At 67.5% G+C, this 18,280-nt stretch carries 17 protein-coding genes; 2 read left to right on the plus strand and 15 right to left on the minus strand.

Annotated elements, in window-relative coordinates:
* Nucleotides 1-10: 10 nt before the first annotated feature.
* The 14 genes from LOK44_RS13785 to fadD5 form a co-directional block, all read right to left on the minus strand.
* Nucleotides 11-691 (minus strand): YoaK family protein, encoded by a 681-nt coding sequence (locus LOK44_RS13785; RefSeq protein WP_163919719.1) that lies wholly within the window; start codon nt 689-691, stop codon nt 11-13.
* Nucleotides 692-698: 7 nt separating this feature from the next.
* Nucleotides 699-1,859, minus strand: a complete 1,161-nt coding sequence (locus LOK44_RS29970) for a mammalian cell entry protein (protein ID WP_308192745.1) — start codon at nt 1,857-1,859, stop codon at nt 699-701.
* Nucleotides 1,826-2,386 (minus strand): Rv1363c family protein, encoded by a 561-nt coding sequence (locus LOK44_RS13795; RefSeq protein ID WP_237570645.1) that lies wholly within the window; start codon nt 2,384-2,386, stop codon nt 1,826-1,828. Before LOK44_RS13795 ends, LOK44_RS29970 begins: the two co-directional genes overlap by 34 nt.
* Entirely contained in the window at nt 2,383-3,345 is a 963-nt protein-coding gene (locus LOK44_RS13800; RefSeq protein ID WP_237570646.1) for an RDD family protein, read from the minus strand. Before LOK44_RS13800 ends, LOK44_RS13795 begins: the two co-directional genes overlap by 4 nt.
* Nucleotides 3,342-3,992, minus strand: coding sequence for an Rv1363c family protein (locus LOK44_RS13805; protein WP_163919722.1), 651 nt, complete (start codon nt 3,990-3,992; stop codon nt 3,342-3,344). Before LOK44_RS13805 ends, LOK44_RS13800 begins: the two co-directional genes overlap by 4 nt.
* On the minus strand, nt 3,962-5,515 hold the full coding sequence (locus LOK44_RS13810; protein WP_163919723.1) for an MCE family protein: 1,554 nt from the start codon (nt 5,513-5,515) through the stop codon (nt 3,962-3,964). Before LOK44_RS13810 ends, LOK44_RS13805 begins: the two co-directional genes overlap by 31 nt.
* 3 nt (nt 5,516-5,518) lie before the next feature.
* Nucleotides 5,519-6,697, minus strand: a complete 1,179-nt coding sequence (locus LOK44_RS13815) for a virulence factor Mce family protein (RefSeq protein WP_235887166.1) — start codon at nt 6,695-6,697, stop codon at nt 5,519-5,521.
* Nucleotides 6,694-8,358, minus strand: coding sequence for a virulence factor Mce family protein (locus LOK44_RS13820; RefSeq protein WP_163919724.1), 1,665 nt, complete (start codon nt 8,356-8,358; stop codon nt 6,694-6,696). Before LOK44_RS13820 ends, LOK44_RS13815 begins: the two co-directional genes overlap by 4 nt.
* Nucleotides 8,359-8,370: 12 nt before the next feature.
* The gene (locus tag LOK44_RS13825; protein ID WP_163919725.1) at nt 8,371-9,975 is read right to left on the minus strand and encodes a virulence factor Mce family protein; all 1,605 of its coding nucleotides are present in this window, start codon (nt 9,973-9,975) and stop codon (nt 8,371-8,373) included.
* The gene (locus tag LOK44_RS13830; RefSeq protein ID WP_163919726.1) at nt 9,972-11,003 is read right to left on the minus strand and encodes a virulence factor Mce family protein; all 1,032 of its coding nucleotides are present in this window, start codon (nt 11,001-11,003) and stop codon (nt 9,972-9,974) included. The genes LOK44_RS13825 and LOK44_RS13830 overlap by 4 nt, the downstream gene beginning before the upstream one ends.
* Nucleotides 11,000-12,232: an MCE family protein gene (locus LOK44_RS13835; protein WP_237570647.1), complete on the minus strand. Its 1,233-nt coding sequence runs from the start codon at nt 12,230-12,232 to the stop codon at nt 11,000-11,002. Before LOK44_RS13835 ends, LOK44_RS13830 begins: the two co-directional genes overlap by 4 nt.
* A 4-nt stretch (nt 12,233-12,236) precedes the next feature.
* A complete protein-coding gene (locus tag LOK44_RS13840; RefSeq protein ID WP_237570648.1) occupies nt 12,237-13,106 on the minus strand; it encodes an MlaE family ABC transporter permease in 870 nt (289 codons plus the stop codon).
* A 1-nt stretch (nt 13,107) separates the two neighbouring features.
* Nucleotides 13,108-13,908, minus strand: a complete 801-nt coding sequence (locus tag LOK44_RS13845) for an MlaE family ABC transporter permease (RefSeq protein ID WP_163919729.1) — start codon at nt 13,906-13,908, stop codon at nt 13,108-13,110.
* 221 nt (nt 13,909-14,129) lie between these two features.
* Nucleotides 14,130-15,716: a fatty-acid--CoA ligase FadD5 gene (gene fadD5, locus LOK44_RS13850; protein ID WP_237570649.1), complete on the minus strand. Its 1,587-nt coding sequence runs from the start codon at nt 15,714-15,716 to the stop codon at nt 14,130-14,132.
* Nucleotides 15,717-15,941: 225 nt separating this feature from the next.
* On the opposite strand from fadD5, the gene LOK44_RS13855 reads away from it, so the two are divergent.
* Nucleotides 15,942-16,646 carry a GntR family transcriptional regulator gene (locus LOK44_RS13855; RefSeq protein WP_237571172.1) on the plus strand — a complete coding sequence of 235 codons (705 nt, stop codon included), beginning with the start codon at nt 15,942-15,944 and terminating at the stop codon, nt 16,644-16,646.
* A gap of 3 nt (nt 16,647-16,649) precedes the next feature.
* Here the strand turns inward: LOK44_RS13855 and LOK44_RS13860 are convergent, their stop codons facing one another.
* The gene (locus LOK44_RS13860; protein WP_163919731.1) at nt 16,650-17,090 is read right to left on the minus strand and encodes an SRPBCC family protein; all 441 of its coding nucleotides are present in this window, start codon (nt 17,088-17,090) and stop codon (nt 16,650-16,652) included.
* 36 nt (nt 17,091-17,126) lie between these two features.
* Between LOK44_RS13860 and LOK44_RS13865 the strand changes: the two genes are divergently transcribed.
* Nucleotides 17,127-18,092 carry a D-2-hydroxyacid dehydrogenase family protein gene (locus tag LOK44_RS13865; RefSeq protein ID WP_237570650.1) on the plus strand — a complete coding sequence of 322 codons (966 nt, stop codon included), beginning with the start codon at nt 17,127-17,129 and terminating at the stop codon, nt 18,090-18,092.
* The last annotated feature ends 188 nt before the right edge of the window (nt 18,093-18,280 follow it).

Genomic DNA, 18,280 nt, shown 5'->3' on the forward strand with positions numbered 1-18,280 from the left:
GCCGGTCAGGCTAGTCGGCAGGAGCGGGGCCGAACCAGAACACCGCGGCACTGGCGGCCACGGCGATTGCGGCCAGCCCGATCACCGGGGCCACCACGAACCGGGTCATGGTGGCGCCGAGTACCGCACCGCCCAGCATGGTCGCGACAACGCCGTACCGAAGCTTCTCCCGCTGGCCGGTGCCGCCGGCGAGCCTGCTGTCGAACCCGATTCCCACGATGGTCGACGTCAGGACCGTCGTACTCAGCTCCTGGATGCCGAACTGCCGCGCGGTGGCGTTCTGCGCGCCGAAAGTGACGGCCAGACCCGCGATCAGGACCAGCTTGCCGCCGTCGTCGTAGGCCAGCACGCCAGACCCCGCGAGGATCGCGAGCGCGCCGAGCATGACCACCTCGGCGCCAAGTGCCACGCCCAGCCAGCGGCGCACCTCGGTGTCGAGATGCCGCGCGAATCGTCCGCCGAGCACGGTGCCCGCCACGAAACTCGCGAACGCCACCACCGCAGCCGTCATGTCGACACCGGAGTGCGGCACGAACCAGAACCCAAGGAAGATGACGTTGCCGGTCATGTTGGCTACGAAGACGTGGCCGAGCACCAGCACGCTGACGGCGTCGACGAGGCCGGTGGCGAACGTCAGCAGGAGCAGCGCGGTGACCGTCGCTCGTTGCGAGACAGGCGATTCGACGGCCATGGCCCTGCTAGAGGCGTGGGGTCAGGTCCAGCGAGGTGACCGCCGTCATCCTGGTGATCAGCCACGTGTTGTCGCGGTTCTCGAGGTCGAGCCGGTAGGACAGGTAGCGCAGCGACGGGATGCCCTTGGTCACCGGGCTCGTGGCCACGGAGTTCGTGAAGACGAGCGCCGTTGCCGCGCTGGGCGTCAGCGACTCCACGGCCGTACCCATCACCTGGGTGTTGTTGCTGATCTGCGCCTGCTTGTTCGGCTCGACGATCGAGTCGATGTACCGGCGGTAGTCGCTGGCGAAGTCCCCGCCGAGGAACCTCTCCGCGCGATCCGGCAGCGCGTCCATGTCCTCGGGCGTGTAGGTCCACAGCGTCGTGATGGCGTCCGCCGAGATCTGGGCGACCTCGAACTTGACCTGCGCCTCGGCACGGTCGGCGAGGAAGGGCTGCAGCGTCGCACCGGCGAAGGCAGCGGCTCCGATGAACAGCACGCCTGCCGCGACGGCAGCGATCTTGAGCTTCCTGCCTGCCTTGCGGTGCGGTACGAGAACGGGTTCCGGCTCGGGCGCGGGTTCGGTGTCGCCTTCGATTTCGCCTTCGAGGGTCGCGCCTACGGGCGTCGTGTCCTCGGTCGCCGTCTCCGCGGCAGGTTCATCGACGGCATCGGTGACGGTGGTTTCCGAGGCCTCGGCCACCGGCTCCACGTCAACCGGCTCCACGTCAACCGGCTCCACGTCAACCGGCTCGACGGCAGCCGGCGCGGCATCGACCGGTGCGACGGACTTGGTTCGGCGCCAAGGGAATCGGCGCTTCGGGGGCGCGCTCGCACCGGCGTCGGTGGCTGCGGCAGGCTCGGCCGTCTCCTCGGCGGAAGCCGCCTCGACGGGAGCAGCCTCGGCAGTGTCACCCTCGACGGCGTCGTCCGACGTGGTCTCGTCGGCATTCGCCGGGGCGTCGTCCGACGAGGTGTCGGCGACCGCGTCCGACTGCGCCTCGTCGGCGCCGACGTCGTCGAGCTGCTCGGATGTGGTTGTCTTTGGAGCGGTTTCGTCGACCGACTCCGTGACCGGCTCGGTCGACGTCGGCTTCTGCCGGGGCAGTCGGTGCCGGCGCGCGGACTTTCCCTGAGGAACGGCGCCCGCGGTCAGATCACCTGAACCAGCTTGCTGATCTTCCACTGCTCTCCCTCCTCGATTGTCGTGGCGACCCAGCGGCTCGCGCTCTCGACGGTGGGCCGCCCGTCGCGGCCCGGCGTGGTCACGTTCGCCGCGACCAGTACGTCGGCACTGCCGTTCTCGTTCCACCGTTGCACGCCGGCCTCGAGCACGATCCCATTGGTGGGCTCGGCCCGTGCCACCTGGATCACGATCTCGTTCGCGCGCTGCTTGAAGGACGTCGCGAACTCGCCGGTGGCCTGCGCCGCGATGTCCTCGGCGTACTCGTTCGCGTTGAACGGGTCCAGCGAGGTGTAGCGCACCATGAAGCCGCGCACGTAGTCCAAGGCGGCGGCGTCGCGCAGCTCGGTGCGGCGGCCACTCTCGTGGCCCACCACCATGTAGATGCTTCCCGCGATGGCGAGGATCGCGAGCAAGGCCGACAGCATGGCGGTCAGCGGCAGACCCCACCGCACCGGAGCCTTCGGCGTCGCGATGGGCGCCGAGAAGTAATCGCGTTCGGCGGCATCGACTTTGCGGCGCGGGCTCATCCGCCCGCCTCGTCCATGCCGGGCTTCTTCAGGACGGTGAGGTTGGAGACGCGCCACTGGCCGTCGAGCTTGTCGAAGTCGACCCGCACCGTCGCCGAGATGAACTTGAGCGCCTTGGGGTCGGTGCCGCGCTGCCCCTGCAGTGCGACGAGCAGCGCGCCCTGGTTCTGCGACGCGGACAGCACCGCGCTGTTGGTCGCCCAGTACTCGTTGCTGGTGGCTTGGCCCTTCTCGACCACCTGCTGCTGAGCGACGAGCTGCGGACGGTAGGCGTCGGTCGTCAGTGCCTGCGACCGGGCGAAGTCCTCCTTCATGGTCGCGGCACCGTAGCTCAGCATCTGCTCGACGATACGGGGGCCCTGCTCCGCGATCTGGTCGCGCGCGGTCTCGACGGCGCGCTCCTGCCGGTACTCGAACTGGTACCCGAGTCCACCGCCCGCGACGCAGAGCAGCGCCGCCACCAGGCACGCCACCCCGGCACGTCGACGCACGCCGGCGCCGGGGGCTCCCACCAATCGGGCTTCGGTGCGCAGCAGCAGATCCGCGAAGGTCCGCTTCTTGGCATCCCACAGTGGCCAGAGCCAGCCGATGAACAGGCTGATCGTGTCGAGCAGGTGCGCGACGTCGCGCAGCACCAGGCGAGCCGTACCCGCGGGGACGTCACCGCCCGTCACGATCCGGATTCCGAAGACGGCGCGGCCCAGGCTCCACCCGGTCAGCGGCGGCAGCACCCAGCGGTTGACGACCATCGCGAGGAACGCGAGTACGGCCGTGACGGTGAACACCCACCACAGCGGTCCCCACTGTGGCGTCGTGATCGCCAGCAGCGCCATGGTCGTGATGACGGCGACGGCGGGCAGCACGTCGATCGCCAGCGCACCCGCGCGCGCTGCCCAACTCGGGTACCGAACGGTGGCCTCGGGGTTCGCGTTCGGTGGGGTCTCGAGTACTGCAGTCACGACGTGACCTGCTCCAGCTTGGAGATCTTGTAGGTGCCGTCCTCCGGAGCCATCTGCGCGCGCAGGCGGTAGCCCTGCTCCTGGTCCGAAACCTCCAGATTGCTGACCTTGATGCGCATCGCGACCATCACGTCGACCGTTCCGTCGTCGTTGTGGCCCTCGACGGCGGTGCGCATCTCGGTGACCTGCACCTTCACGTTCCCAGCCTGGTAGGCGTCGGCGAGCACACCGCTGTAGAGAGCGGCCTGCGCGCCGAAGTCACCGGTCGAACAGTTGATGATCTTCGCCTGGCTGGCGCTCATGATGGCGGTGTCCGGCGCCTGGGTGGCTGCCACGCAGTCCTTCGCGGCGGCGACGGCCTCGTTCTCCGCGCGCGCCAACGCCTCGCTCTGATCGTGCGACTTGAGCGCCAGGTAACCGCCGACGCCGACGCCTGCGGCCGCCAGTAGCAACACGGCGGCGATGGAGGCGACCCACCCACGCCCGAGCTTCTCGGCTCGGCGCGGGGTGACGTCGGACTCGCGATACCCCTCGACCGGCGCATCGTCCTGCTCGGACGGGGTGTCGGTGGGATCCGTCAACGGCTGGTCAAGGCTGTCCTGCTCATCGGTGGGGTTCAGCCGGCGGGCGCCAGCATCTCCTTCCATCCGTTGTCTCCTGGGTTGCTCGAGTTGTCGACGGAGTACCTGACACCGTCGGGTCCGGTGACCTCACCGCTGGACGGGTTGTAGACCGCGGTCGGACCTGATCCCGGAGTGTAGATGCACGGGTTGGGTTGCTGACCGCTGCAGGTGACGCTGCCCTGGCCAGGGGCCGTGAGCGGGTCACTCGTCGGAGTCTGCGACTGCGGCGGAGGCAACTGGTTGGCGGGCAGCGGATTGGTGCCGTTGTTGACCGTCGGCGCCGGGATCACGTAACCCGGCTTCACCGGCTGATCGCACCGCGCGGCAGGAGCCGGGCAGGTGACGATCTGGTTCGGGTCCCCGTACCACGGGTTGGTGCCCGCCGGGACGTAGGGCTCGTTGCTGCGGCACTCGGTGGGGGTCGCGGCCCGCTTGCCGGGAACCTCCTGGCACGGGTAGTTGCGGGCACCACGAACGACGTTGCCCTGGGTGTCCTTGGGAATCTTGCAGTACACGTTGTCCGGGATCGGCGCGGTCCTCGTGTCGGCCGGTGACCGCCACTCGGCCGCGGGCAGAAACCCTGTATAGCACGGTGGCGGCTGGTTGATCGACAGCGCCAGCGGCAGCAATGCTTGGCCCTCGTAGATCGTGCCCATCTGGCCGACAGCTGCCGCCTGCGGGAACGCCACCAGGAGCTGCTCGACGCCCTTGTTCTGCTTCTTCAGCAGATCGATGACGACGGCGAGGTTGGCCAGCGTCTGCGGCAGCGAGTCCTTCACGTCGGTGAAGAACGCACTGACCTCATCGGCGGTCGGTCCGGCCTGCTGCAGGCCCGAGCGCAACGCCTGATCCTGCTGGGCTGCCTGCGCCGCGATGACGTCGAGGTTGCTCGTCCACTGTGCGATCGCGTCACCCGACTGCACCTGGCTCTCCAGGATCGGGGCCGTGTTGTCGATGATGTCGTTGACCTCGGGCAGGTTGTCCTTCAACCCCTGGGCGATGTTGTTCGTCGAGTCGACCAGGCGCTGCAGTGACGGTCCGAGCCCGCCGACGGCCAGCGAGGTCTCGGTGAGCAGCGAGTCGATCTTCTCCTTCGGCAACACCGCGAGGCCCCGATTGGCGGCGTCGAGTGCTGGGCCGACCTCGCTGGGGACCGTGCTCTTGGTGATGGTCGCCCCGTTGGCCAGGTACTGACCCGGATCGTCGGTGGAGACCAGGTCCAGGTACTGCTCACCGATGGCGGACACCGAGTGCACGTTCGCCGAGGCGTCGACCGGGATCTTGTACTGGCTGTCGATGCTCATCGTGGCCCTGGCGCCGTTGTCGGTCGGCACCACCTCGGTGACCTTGCCGATCTCGGTGCCTCGGTAGGTCACGTTCGCCGTGGCGTACAGACCGCCCGACCGCGGCAGGTCGGCCTTCAGCTCGTACTGACCGATGCCCACCAGGCTCGGGATGCGCAGGTAGTACCAGCCCAGCACGATGAGCGCGATGAGCGTGAGGATCGTGAACAGGATCAGCTGGATCCTGATGAACCGCGTCAGCACTGCTCACTCACCCCTCTCGACAAGCGGCCCACCCGGCACGTTGTGCGGGTTGGGTGTGAAGCGGACGTCCGGGATCATCGTGTTCGGATCACGACCCCACGACTGCTCCAGCGCACGGAGCATGCCGGAGATGCCGGTCCCGGTCAGAATGCCGTTGTCGATGGACGACAGGGTCAGATCCACGTTGAGCGACACGTTGATGTAGTCGCCGCGGACCGCCTTGTCGGTCGACTCGATCGGGAACGGCGCGGTCAGCATGAACTTCAGCGCACCGATCAGGTACGGCGACGCCTTGCCCAACTGCTTTAGCGGCCGTTGCAGATCGCGGAGGTTGGTGTTCAGGTCGTCGCTGATCGGCGCGAGCGCGTCGTCGGCGGCCTTGCTGATCCGGCCAAGCGACGTCACGGCGTCTGCGAACAGATCACGCGTCTCGGCGAAGTGCTGGATCAACGGCGGGAACTCGGTGAGCACCCGATCCAGCGTGTCGTTGCGCTGGGCGACGATCGCCAGCAGGCGGTTCGTCGAGTCGATGGCCCGGGTGATGTCCTGACGCTGCTCGTTGAGTTCGGCGGTGAACGTGTCGAGCCGGTTGAGGAACTCCCGGATCTGGTCGCCGCGCCCGGACAGCATGTTGTCCAGCTCGGTCTGGATGACCTCCAGGTTCGGGATGCCGCCACCGGTGAGGATCGTGCCGATGCTGGCCAGCGTCCGCTCCGTGGTGGGGAACGCCGACGCCCGGTCGAGCGGGATGGTGTCGCCGTTCTTCAGCGTCCCCTGCGGATCCGGCGGCGGATCGAGCTGAATGTGCTGGCTACCGAGGAGGCTGGTCTGACCGATCGCGGCCAGGGTGTTCTCCGGCAGATCCACGTTCGGCGCGACGTCCAGCGTCAGCGTCGCCACCCAGTTCTTCAACTCGATGGAGCGCACGCTGCCGACGAAGACGTCGGCCACCCGGACCCGGCTGTTCACGTTGAGCGCCAGCGTGTCCGGCATCTGGACGTAGATCGTCATCTTCTTGCCGCCGGTGCTGGGACCACCGGGCAGCGGGACGTTGGCGATGCCCTGCCAACCGCAGGAGGTCAGCACGACCGCCGCGACCGACAGCACGCCGGTGCGCTTCGCCAGCCGCACCAACTTCGAGCCCGCGGGCTTCTTGCGCTTCATGCCTTTCAGGACGCTCATCGCCCGCCTCCTGCTTCAGCCGGGAACAACGGACCCGACGGTGCGGGACCCGGTGCCGGCGCCGGTCCCGGCCCGGGGCCCGGGCCTGGTGCGGCCGGAGCCGAGATCGCCGCCAGCGGATTGCCGGGCGTGACACCCGGTGCCGGTGCAGGCGGGGGACCCGGCTGCGGGTACCACGGGGGCGGCAGCGGGGTGTTCTCGCTGAACGCGTTGGGCGGACCGGGCAGGTTGCCGTTGCGCGTCGTGCCGAACGCAGGCGGAGCGACCGGCGGCGCGATGTCGGGGCCACCCATCAACGCGGCGAGCGAGTCCGGCGTCAGCATGTTCGCGGTGAACGGCTGCACCTCGGTGCCCTGCATTCCGGGTGCGACCACCCAGCCGGGCTCGTGGTTGCCGTGCGAGAACAGCGTGTCCCGCGAGAAGATGCCGGGCACGGTCGTGTCCTTGTATCCGGGCGGCGGCTGCAGGCGCGGCTCGGAGTACGCGATCTGCTTCGGCAGCGTCAGCGCGGAGCTGAACTGGTTCAGGCCGAACGGCAGGTAGTTGAACTTGATCGCGTCGAGGATCGGCGCCAGGTACTGCGCGCACAGTTCCGCGGACTCCTGGTAGCCGAGCCGGCTGCCCGCCTGAATGGAGCTGCAGATGAACTCCATCGGGTTGGCGAAGTTGCCGATGACCGGGATGCTGGTGACGCCACCGGGCACGGGCGGCGCGATGTTGAGCGCATTCACCGCGAGCGTCGGGAAGACGTGGAACCCGGTCTCGAGTCCCTTGAAGACGTCGGGCTGCAGGATCGCGTTGGTGACCTCGGCGAGGTTGCCGATGTCGGCTCCGAGGACCTCACCGTTCTCGTCGAAGAACTCGCGCGTGTTGGTGAACAGCACGTTGAGGTCGCGGATGGCGTTGGCCACCTCTTGGTCGCCGTTGGAGAACGAGTTCGTGACCTGCGCCAGATCGTTGTTCAGCGCGACGAACTGCTGGTCGCTGCGATGCAGTGCGTTGACGAACATCGCGAGGCTCTTCACGACTGCGAAGAAGTCGCCGCGGCCCTGGTTGAGGGTGGACAGCGCCTCGGACAGGTTGGTCAGCGTCCGGTTGACCTCCTGGCCCTTGCCTGCCAGCCCGTCGGCGAACGAGTCGACGACGTCGCCGATCGGGCCCATGGGCTGCTCGGGCGTGGGGCCGAGGTCGGTGAGGAGCCGGTCCAGGGAGTCGCGGAGTTCGTCGTACTCGACCGGCACCTGGGTGCGCTCGATCGGGATGACGGCGTCGTTCTCCATCTCTGGACCGCCGGTGTAGGGCGGGGACAGCTGGATGGCGCGCGACGCGACGAGGCTCGGGTTCAGGATCGACGCGCTGGCGTCGGCCGGGACCTTGTACTTGCTCTCGTAGGTGAAGGTGACCTTCATCCGGTCGCCTGCCGGTTCGATCTCGTCGATCGAGCCGACCCGCACGCCCATGATCTGGACCTTGTCACCGGGGTAGAGCGCCAGCGTCTGGGGGAAGTAGGCGACCACCGTGTTGTTGGTCAGCCGCTTGTACAGATTCCACCCGACGAACGCGAGCACGATCGCCAGCACGATGACGATGGTTCCGAGGATCACCGATGCCTTCGACAGGGAAGGCACCTTCAGGTTCCGGACGTTGAAGATCGTCGACATCTCGAAGGCCTCCTATCCCTGTTGCTGACCGGGCGGCAGGAACGGCGGGTTGCCCGGTAGTGGTGGCGTGCCGACGGGCGGGAGTTGCTGTCCCGGCCCAGGCGGTGGCGGCGGACCCGTCAGTGCGGGCGGTGGCGGCGACGTGCCGTCACCCTGCAGGAAGCCCGGCGGGATGTAGGGGTCGGACGGGCCGGGTGTGACCGGCACCGTGCGCGCCCCGGGCGGACCGGGTGCGAACGGCGCGGGCGGCACGCCCTGGACGGGCGGTGCGAACTGGCCGGGGAAGGCCGAGCTGGGAACGCCGGGCGCCGGCGGCGGCGCGTTCGGGTTCGGCGGCAGTCCGATCACGTTCGGCGGGCCATAGTTATTGGAGCCGTACGGGTTCGGCCCGAACGGTCCGTTCTCGGCCTGCGTGCACGGCAGCGGATTGCCCGGCGTCGGGAAGTTGCCCGCCGCAGGTGCGTACGAGCACGGCGAGCCCGCGATGACGGCAGGGCCGGGGTTCTCGGCAGTGCCCTCGAGCGGCGTCGGCGCGGGCGGCGGTGCACCGTTGTCGAAGCGCTGACCGTTGGGATCCGGGAACCGGAACTCGGGCAGACCCGCGTTGCGCCAGAACTCCTCCGGGTTGATGCCGCGCTTCTTGAAGGCGGCGTCGACCCAGGGCTGAATGATCTGGTACGGCAGGATGTTGATCACGATCACCTTGAAGTACGGGCCAGAGGCCACTGCTTCACCGAGCGCCGTTGCGACCTTGCTGACGTTGCTCAGCACGTCCATCAGGTCGAACTTGCGCTCGACCAGCACGTCGCTGATCGTGCGCAGCTGCTCGAGCACCCGATTGATGTTCGGGTTGTCCTTGGTGAAGCCGGCCACCTGCTGGGAAAAGGCCGAGACCCTGGCGAGCAGTGCATCGACCGCCGCGTTGCGCTGGTTGATCTCGCCGAGCAGGGTCTGCGCATTGACGAACAGATCGTTGATCTGACCGCTGCGGTTGCCGAGCACGCCGGCGATCTTGTTGGCGTTGGCGAGGAGCTTCTTGATGTCCTCGTCGCGCTTGCCGATCGTGTCCGAGAACCGGGCCACCCCGTCGAGTGCTGCACTCAGGTGCGGGTAGGTCTGATCGATGGTCTCCGACAGGACGTTCAGCGACTCCTTGACCGTGGTGGTGTCCCACCCGGAAGCGGCCTTCGTCAAGTCCGAGAACGCGTCGTAGATCTGGTACGGCGTCGTCGTCTGGCCAAGCGGCAGAACGCCGTTGGCCTTCAGCGCAGTCGATCCGCGCGGGATGATCTCCAGGTTCTTGCGGCCCAGGATGGTGTCGGTGCGAATCGCTGCGCGGCTGTCGGTGCCGATCTTCGTGCCGTTCAGCGTGTAGCCGATCACGACCTTGTCGCCTTCGATGTCCGCCTTGCGGACCTCGCCGACGTCGACGCCAGCGATGCGCACCTTGTCACCCGGGTTGATGCCGCCGGTGTCGGCGAACTGCGCGTAGTAGACCGGCTGCGCGAAGATCATCGGCACACTGGCGAAGCTCTGCCCCACGCCGATCACCAGCAGCAGGATGAGGATGCCCATCATCCCGTTGCGAATCCGGTTGTCGCCCTCGAGAGTTCTCATTTCGGCGTGCACCTACCCGTTGGCTGGCTGGTCACCTTGACCGTTCGAACCGGACCGCCGGGCTGGAGGCCGTTCAGGATCAGCGATATGTCGCACACGTAGAAGTTGAAGAAGTCGCCGTAGATCCCGCCGGACCTGCCGAGAATTCGAACGGCCTGGGGGAACTTCACCAGCAGGTCGTTGAGTTCGGCCTTCTGGTCGACCAGCGGCTGCTGGATGACGTCGAGGTAGTTGACCGTGTCCCGTAGTAGCGGCCGGTTGTCGGCCAGCAGATCGGAGATGGTGCCTGCGGCGTTGCTGATCTCGGCAACCCCTTCTGCGATCGGGTCGGCCCGGTTCTTCAGTCCCGTCACCAACTTCTCGAAGTTCTGAATCGTCTCGTCGAACTGCTGCTGGTGCTTGATGGTGGTGTCGAGCACGGTGTTGAGATTGCGCACCACCTCGCCGATCGCCTGATCCCTGTCGGCGATGGCCGAGGTCAGCTGGGCGGTCTGGTCGAGGATGTCGTTGATGGTGCCGCCCTGGCCCTGGAAGATCGTGATGACCGACTGGGCGATGTTGTTGACCTTGTCCGGATCCAGCGACCGGAACAGCGGGCGGAATCCGCCGATGAGGGCATCGAGATCCAGTGCGGGCTCGGTGCGCTCGATCGGGATGGTGCCGCCACCGGGCAGGCGGGTCTGATCGTCCCCGCGCTTGAGCTCGAGGTAGCGGTCACCAATCAGGTTGAGGTAGCGGACCGAGGCAGTGCTGCCCTGGAACAGCGGCAGGGTGCGGTCCACGTCGAAGTGCACCTCGACCCGGTCGCCGCCGGGAAGCAGCTCGACTTCGGAGACCTTGCCGACCTCCACGCCGGAGGCGCGGACGAACTGGCCGGGGCGCAGGCCGCTGGCGTTCTTGAAGACGGCCGTGTAGCCGGTGGTGCGGTCGAACCGCATCTGCCCGAACACCACGATGATGAGCGCGGTGAACATGAGCAGCACCAGGGACATGGCGCCGAGCTTGATCGCTGTACCGGTGATTTTCATGGGTTGATCGTGTTCTCCCCGATCTGGCGACCCCAGACGTACTCGATCGCGATGGGCTGACCCAGTTCGAAGTGGTTGTAGGGCGCGATGCTGGCGCCGGTGTCCATCACCAGGTACGGCGCGGGCCACAGATCACGGGTCACGGGCTGCCAGCAGCCGGGGCGTCCCTCGGGTCCGCCGCTCGCGTTGACGCGAGGGAGGTTGTCGGGGAACACGTACGGGTTCGCGGCACCGATGATCGAGGTGCGGGTGTTCAGCGAGTAGCCGTTGCCGCCGCCGAAGGCCGCGCGGGCCTTGGGCTCGACGTCGTGGAAGTTGCGGATCGTGCAGAACAGCGCGGGGCTGTACTCGTCGAGCAGTGCCGACGTCGGCAGCAGGTCCTGGATGCCGCGCTGCAGGTACGGTCCGCCGCGCTCGAAGACGTCGCCGCCGGTGTTGCCGAATCCGACCGCACCCATCAGCGCCTGGTCGAGGTTGCCGCGCTGCTCGTTGAGCGTCCGGGCGGTGGTCACCGCGTTCTCGAGGCCGTCGAACAGATCGGGTGAGGCATCGGCGTAGATGTCGGCGAAGCCGGTGAGTCCCTGGAAGTCGCGGCGCAACTGCGGCATCCGCGGGTTGAGGTCGGCGAGGAGTTCGTTGCCGGTCTCGATCGACTGTCCGAACCGGTCACCGAGACCGTCGAGCGCCTGGGCGGTCGCAGTCAGGGTCTGGTTGAGCTTGATCGGGTCGACCTGCTTGGTCACCTCGACCACGGTCTCGAAGAGGGTGTTGAACTCGGTGGTGACCGCCGAAGCGTCGATCGGCGTGGATCCGCTGACCCGCGCGGGGCTGGGATCCGACGGCGAGGAGAACGCGATGTACTTGTTGCCGAAGACGGTGCTCGCCTTGATCTCCGCGTCCACGTTGGACGGGATCAGGTTCACGAACTTCTTGTCGACGTCGAGCAGGACCTTGGCCTTGGCCTCGCCGCCCACGTCGACCGCCTCGACCTCGGTGACCCGGCCGATCTCGACGCCGTTGTAGGTGACCTTCGAGCCGGGGTCCATCGACAGGCCCGAGCGCGCCGAGATCATCGTCAGCCGTTCGGGATTGGCGAAGCCGCCGCGGAACTGCACCCACACCAGGCTGACGACGACTGCGGCAACGACCAGCAGCACCAGGCCGGCCATCTTGTACGGCGGCGTCCGCGGCTTGTTGACCGAGGACTCGATCTGATCAGGTCTGGTCATGTCGCTACACCGTGAGGTTGAAGTTGGCGTCGGTGCCGTACAGCGCCAACGATGCGAACAGGACGACGAGGACGATCGCGATCAGGGAGGCGCGCATCGAGCGGCCGACGGCCTCGCCGACGCCGACCGGGCCGCCGCTGGCGTAGAAGCCGTAGTAGCAGTGGTTGAGCATCACGATGACCGAGATGATGATCGCTTGCACGAACGACCAGGCGACGTCGTCTGGTCGTAGGAACGTTCGGAAGTAGTGCTCGTAGGTTCCGGTCGACTGTCCGTAGAACAGCGTCGTGGTCACCTGCGCCGACAGGAACGACATGATGATCGCCATCGCGTACAGCGGGATGATCACGACGAAGCCGGCCATGATGCGCGTCGACACCAGGTAGCTGATCGACTTGATGCCCATGACCTCGAGCGCGTCGATCTCCTCGCTGATGCGCATGGCGCCGAGCTCGGCGGTCGCGCCGGCGCCGACGGTCGCAGCCAATGCCTGGCCCGCGACGACCGGTGCGGCGATGCGGACGTTCACCAGCGCGGCGAAGAAGCCGGTGAAGGCCTCGACGCCGATGTTGCCCAGCGATGCGAAGCCCTGGATGGCGATCAGCGAGCCGCCCGAGAGGGTGACGAAGCCGACGATGGCGACGGTGCCACCGATGACGGCCATCGCGCCGGTGCCCATGCCGATCTCGGCGATGAGCCGCAGCATCTCCTTGCGGTAGTAGCGCACCGCGTGGCCGATGGATCCGACGGCGGTGACGATGAACCACGCGACGTGGCCGACGCTGTCCAGGCCACGGGCGGGCGCACTGGCGAGCTTCGTGGCCCGCGGGATCGCTCTCGGGAAGCGCTGCCGCAGGACTGCTGATGTTGACACGTCAGCCCCCCGTTCCGAATCGGACGCCGATGGTGGTCAGGACCACGTTCACGGCGAAGAGGGCGATGACGCAGAGGACCAGCGTCTCGTTGACCGCGGTACCCACGCCCTTGGCGCCACCGGACACCGTCAGGCCGCGATAACAGCCGACGAGGCCGGCTATGAGCCCGAAGGTCAGGGCCTTGACGACGGAGATGAGGACCTCGGGTAGGCCGGTGACCAACGTCAGCGTCGAGACGTAGGCGCCGGCCGAGATGTTCTGTATGTAGACGCCGAAGACGAAGCCGCCGACGAGACCGATCGTGATGACGGCGCCGTTGAGGAGGAAGGCGACGAACGTCGAGGCCAGCACGCGCGGGACGACCAGACGCTGGATCGGGTCGATGCCGAGCACCTCAAGGGCGTCGATCTCCTCGCGGATGGTGCGCGCGCCGATGTCAGCGCAGATGGCGGTCGATCCGGCGCCCGCGACGACGAGCACGGTTACCAGCGGACCGAGCTGGGTAACCGCTCCGAGTGCTGCACCGGCGCCCGAGATGTCGGCGGCACCGAACTCGGCGAGCAGGATGTTGAGCGTGAAGATGATGAGAACCGTGAGCGGGATGGCGACCGCGATGGTGGGCAGGAACGCCACCGTCATCAGGAACCAGCCCTGCAGGATGAACTCGCGCCACTGGAATGGTCCGCGGAACGTGGCCTTGGCGGTCAGCACGCACATCTTGACGAAGCCGCCGACAGCGGTCAGTCCTGGCCTGACCTGGTCGCGGACGTAACCGACCAGGCCCGGTGACGACGCCGTCACGAATGGGCCTTCAACGCTGCGTCAACGCAGCCGTGGCCGCTGCGGCGGACCGATGCAACCCGTCGCACTCGCCCTCCTCGTTCCTGCCCCGAACCTGTGATCGCCCTCTCCCTACTGGTTGGTAGTAAGGCGGACCACAGGAGAGTACCCGATGCCGGAGTGGCGTCGCACCGCATCGGCAAACTTGAGATTCGTGCGCTCGGCAAACTCATCGTCACAGGTCAGCCCTTCGGGCTCGTCATCGAATGCGTTGACGCGCTTGTACTTTCGCTGGCGTCAATGGAATCGGCCGCCCCCAAGCGCGTCCTGAGTTCGGTCTTCAATACTTTGCCAGCGGGGTTGCGAGGCAGCGCCTCGACCACCTCGACGGCCTTGGGGTGCTTGTAGCGGGCCAGCCGCTCGGTGAGGAAGTCGTCGAGATCCGCCACCGTCAGCTCCATGGGTGCGGTCGCACCGAGCGCGACGACGGCCACCGGGATCTCGCCCCAGCGTTCGTCGGGACGGCCGATCACGGCCACCTCGGCGATCGCCGGATGGGCGGCCAGGACGTTCTCGACCTCGGCGCAGTAGATGTTCTCGCCGCCGGAGATGATCATGTCCTTCTTGCGGTCGACGACCCAGATGTAGCCCTCGTCGTCACGGCGCACCAGGTCGCCGGAGTGGAACCAGCCGCCGTGGAACGCCTCTGCCGTCGCCTCGGGGTTGTTCCAGTAGCCGGCCATCAACGTCGGTGCGCGGTAGACGATCTCGCCGACCTCGCCATCGGGCACGTCGTTCATGTCCTCGTCGACGACCCTGGCCGCGACGGTCGGGATCACCCGGCCGACCGAACCGAGCTTGCGGATGGCGTCGTCGCTCAGCAACATGCACGTCACCGGCGACATCTCCGTCTGACCGAACGCGGCAAAGATCTCCGCACCCGGGAACGTGGCCGCCATGTCGCGCAGCAGCGTGTCCGACGCGGGGGCCGCGCCCCACGACAGAGCGCGCAGCCGTAGGTTCCGCGGGTGCGCCTTCTGCGCCGCACAGACGGCCTGCCATTGGGCGGGCACCAGGAAGATCGCGGTGACCTTCTCGGCCTCGAGGACGCCGAGCAGGCCGTCGGGGTCGAACGCTCCGAGTGGATACAGCACCGTCGGCCTGCCGAGAGTGAGGCCGCTGATCATGTTGCCGATGCCTGCGATGTGGAAGAGCGGGACGCCGACGAAGCCGACGTCGTTGTTGAGGTCCGCGCCGATCGTGAAGAGGCTGCTCGCGCCTTGGACGGCGATGTTGGTGTGCGTGAGGACGGCGCCCTTGGGCCGTCCCGTGGTCCCGGACGTGTACATGATCAGTGCGGGTGAATCGTTGGGGACGTCGACCGGTTCAGGCGGTGGCCCGTCCTCGGCGATCAGCTCGTCGTACCCGAGCACCCCGTCGTCGGTCGCGCCGCCCGCGACGATCACCGTGGCCAGCGTGGAGTCGAGGTCGCGCACCGCGGTCGCGACGCCTGCCAGGACGGACTCCGTGATGACGATCCGCGCCTCGCAGTCACCGACCAGGTAGGCGATCTCGGGCGGGGTCATCCGGAAGTTGACAGGGACGGCGATGGCGCCGAGCAGGTTCGCCGCCAGGAAGGACTCGACGTACTCGGTGCGGTTGAGCATGAGGATCAGTACGCGATCGCCGAACCCTATGCCGCGTCGGCTGAGGGCGCCTGCCAGGGCGGTGACCCGCCGGTCGAGTTCGGCCCAGGTGGTGGTGCGGCCGAGGAAGCGCAGCGCAGTGTCGTCGGGCTGCATCAATGCGTGGCGGGCAAGCTGGTTCATCCAGTTGTGCCTGCGAGCCAGGTACGGCTGTGCGACGGCCTGACCGGAGGCCGAAGGTGGTGAAGACGCTGGCGAGGCCGTCAACTGTGGGCCGCTCCCTGTCGCTGGTTCGGGTTGCACGTCGCTGATATTTGATCAAACATGATGTTGTCCGGGTCACACTAAGGTCTCGACCGCGGCGTAACAACCCCGTCACGGGTGGGCGGCCCGACCGACGGCATCGAGATGGAGCGCGCCGTGAAGGCATCGACCGCAGTGCGACCGGCGAAGTCACGTTCGGTGCGTCGCGAGCAGCTGTCCGACGAGGTCGCCTCCCATCTGCGCGCGGGCATCATGTCGGGTGCGCTGCGCCCCGGCACGTTCATTCGCCTGGACGAGACGGCCGCCGAACTGGGCGTCAGCATCACCCCGGTGCGCGAGGCGCTGCGCACGCTGCGCGGCGAGGGCATGGTGCAGCTCGAACCCCACCGCGGCCACGTCGTGTCGCCGTTCAGCCGGGGTGACATCGAGGATCTGTTCTGGCTGCAGGCGACGATCGCCACGCAGCTGGTGCGCTCGGCGGCCGAACGCATCACGGACGCGGAGATCGACGAACTCGAGCGGCTCGCCGACGAGGTGGCCGCCGCGATCGAGAACCAGGACGTCGAGGCGCTCGCGAGCGCGGAGTTCGCGTTTCGGCGGGCGGTGAACCTGGCGGCGGGCCGAACCAAACTCGCCTGGTTCCTGCTGCACGCGACGCGGTACCTGCCGTCGCGCATCTACGCCGACGATCGGCAGTGGGGCAAGGTCGCCATGGCCAACCATCGACAGCTGATCGCCGCACTGCGCCGGCGCGACGCCGCGGCGGCCGTCCAGCTCACCCGCGATCAATTCACCGACGGCGCACGGCGTCTCACCGCGCGCCTCGACGAGCTGGGGCTCTGGATCTGACCGTCAGCCGGCGGCGAGCTGCTCCGCGCGGGCCTTCAAGTTGCCTGCCAGGTGGTCGAGTGCGTCGTTGACGACCTTCTTCACCATCATCGCGGGCACCGGCATCGTGGTCTCGACGTCCATGTCGACGGTGAGGAGCGTCGTTGGCCCCATCTCGACGACAGAGAACAGCTGCTCCTGCTTGGCGAAGTGCTCGCCCTGCTGCATGACCGTCTGGATCTGGTTGGGTCCCGGGTAGTAGACGGCCTGGATGTACATGCCGTCCATGCCTTGCACGGAGGTGTCCAGACGCAGCTGGCTGGGCCTGCCGTCGTCGTAGCGGGCCAGGATCCAGCAGCCCTTGATCTCTTCGTTCCACTGGGAGTAGGCCTCGAAGTCGGCGACGATCGCCATGATCGTCTCGGCCGACGCCGACACCTCGACGGTCTTGCTCACGATGGGCATCCGGCGAGCATATCGGCGCGTGCCACGATGACTCCGATGAGCACACGCATCCGGGTCGCCGTCCTCGACGACTACCAGGACGTCGCCCTGAGCATGGCCGACTGGACGCCGGTCACGACGCGCGCCGACGTCACCGTCTTCACCGACCACGTCGCCGACGCAGGAGGACTCGTCGACAGGCTGGCCCCGTTCGACGTGGTGATGGTCATGCGCGAACGAACTCCGTTGCCGCGCAACGTCCTCGAGCGTCTTCCCCGGCTGCGGATGATCGCCTCGACCGGTCCGTTCAACGCGTCGATCGACATGGCCGCCGCCGAGGAACTAGGCATTCGCGTCGGCACCACCGGTGGATCGGTGGCATCGACGGTGGAGCTGACCTGGGCGCTGATCCTGGCGACGTCCCGGCACCTGGTCGCCGAACGGCAGGCCGTGGCCGAGGGACTCTGGCAGACCGCGGTCGGACGCGAATTGGACCGCCGGGTGCTCGGCGTACTGGGGTTGGGCCGCATCGGGACGCGGGTGGCGCGGATCGGCGCGGCGTTCGGCATGGACGTGGTGGCGTGGAGTCAGAATCTGACGCCGGAGGCGGCCCGGGCGGAAGGCGTCCGCTACCTGCCGCGCGACGAGTTCTTCGCCTCGGCCGACGTGCTGACCGTGCACCTCAAGTTGAGCGAGCGCACGCGCGGACTTATCGGCGCCGAGGAGCTGGAGGCGATGAAACCGACTGCGCTGCTGATCAACACCTCGCGCGGGCCGATCGTCGACGAGGGCGCGCTGGTCTCCGCACTGCGTTCGGGATCGATCGCGGGCGCAGGCCTGGACGTCTTCGACACTGAACCGCTGCCGGCCGATCATCCGCTGCGCACGATGCCCAACGTCACGGCGACCCCGCACATCGGCTACGTGGCCGACCGGCCGTACGAGATCTTCTTCGGGGATGCCGTCACGGCGATCTCGGCGTGGTTGGACGGCGACTCATCGCTCGCCGATCGACTGTCGTGAAAGCCGCCCAGTCACATCGGTAACGCCAGTCACTGGCCGAGGCGCGGCAACCGATCGGCGGTTGTCCCATCTGGTCAGCGAATTGCCGATGGCGAGAACAGGGTTCGGGCACTAATTCGCTCGTCAGGTGGAACATCGCGCGGTCGAGTGGGCCGACGCTTGCGGTGACTCATGTGGCAGATGTGACC

It is taken from the genome of Mycolicibacterium lacusdiani (assembly GCF_021916785.1).
In the GTDB taxonomy this organism is placed as follows: Bacteria; Actinomycetota; Actinomycetes; order Mycobacteriales; family Mycobacteriaceae; genus Mycobacterium; species Mycobacterium lacusdiani.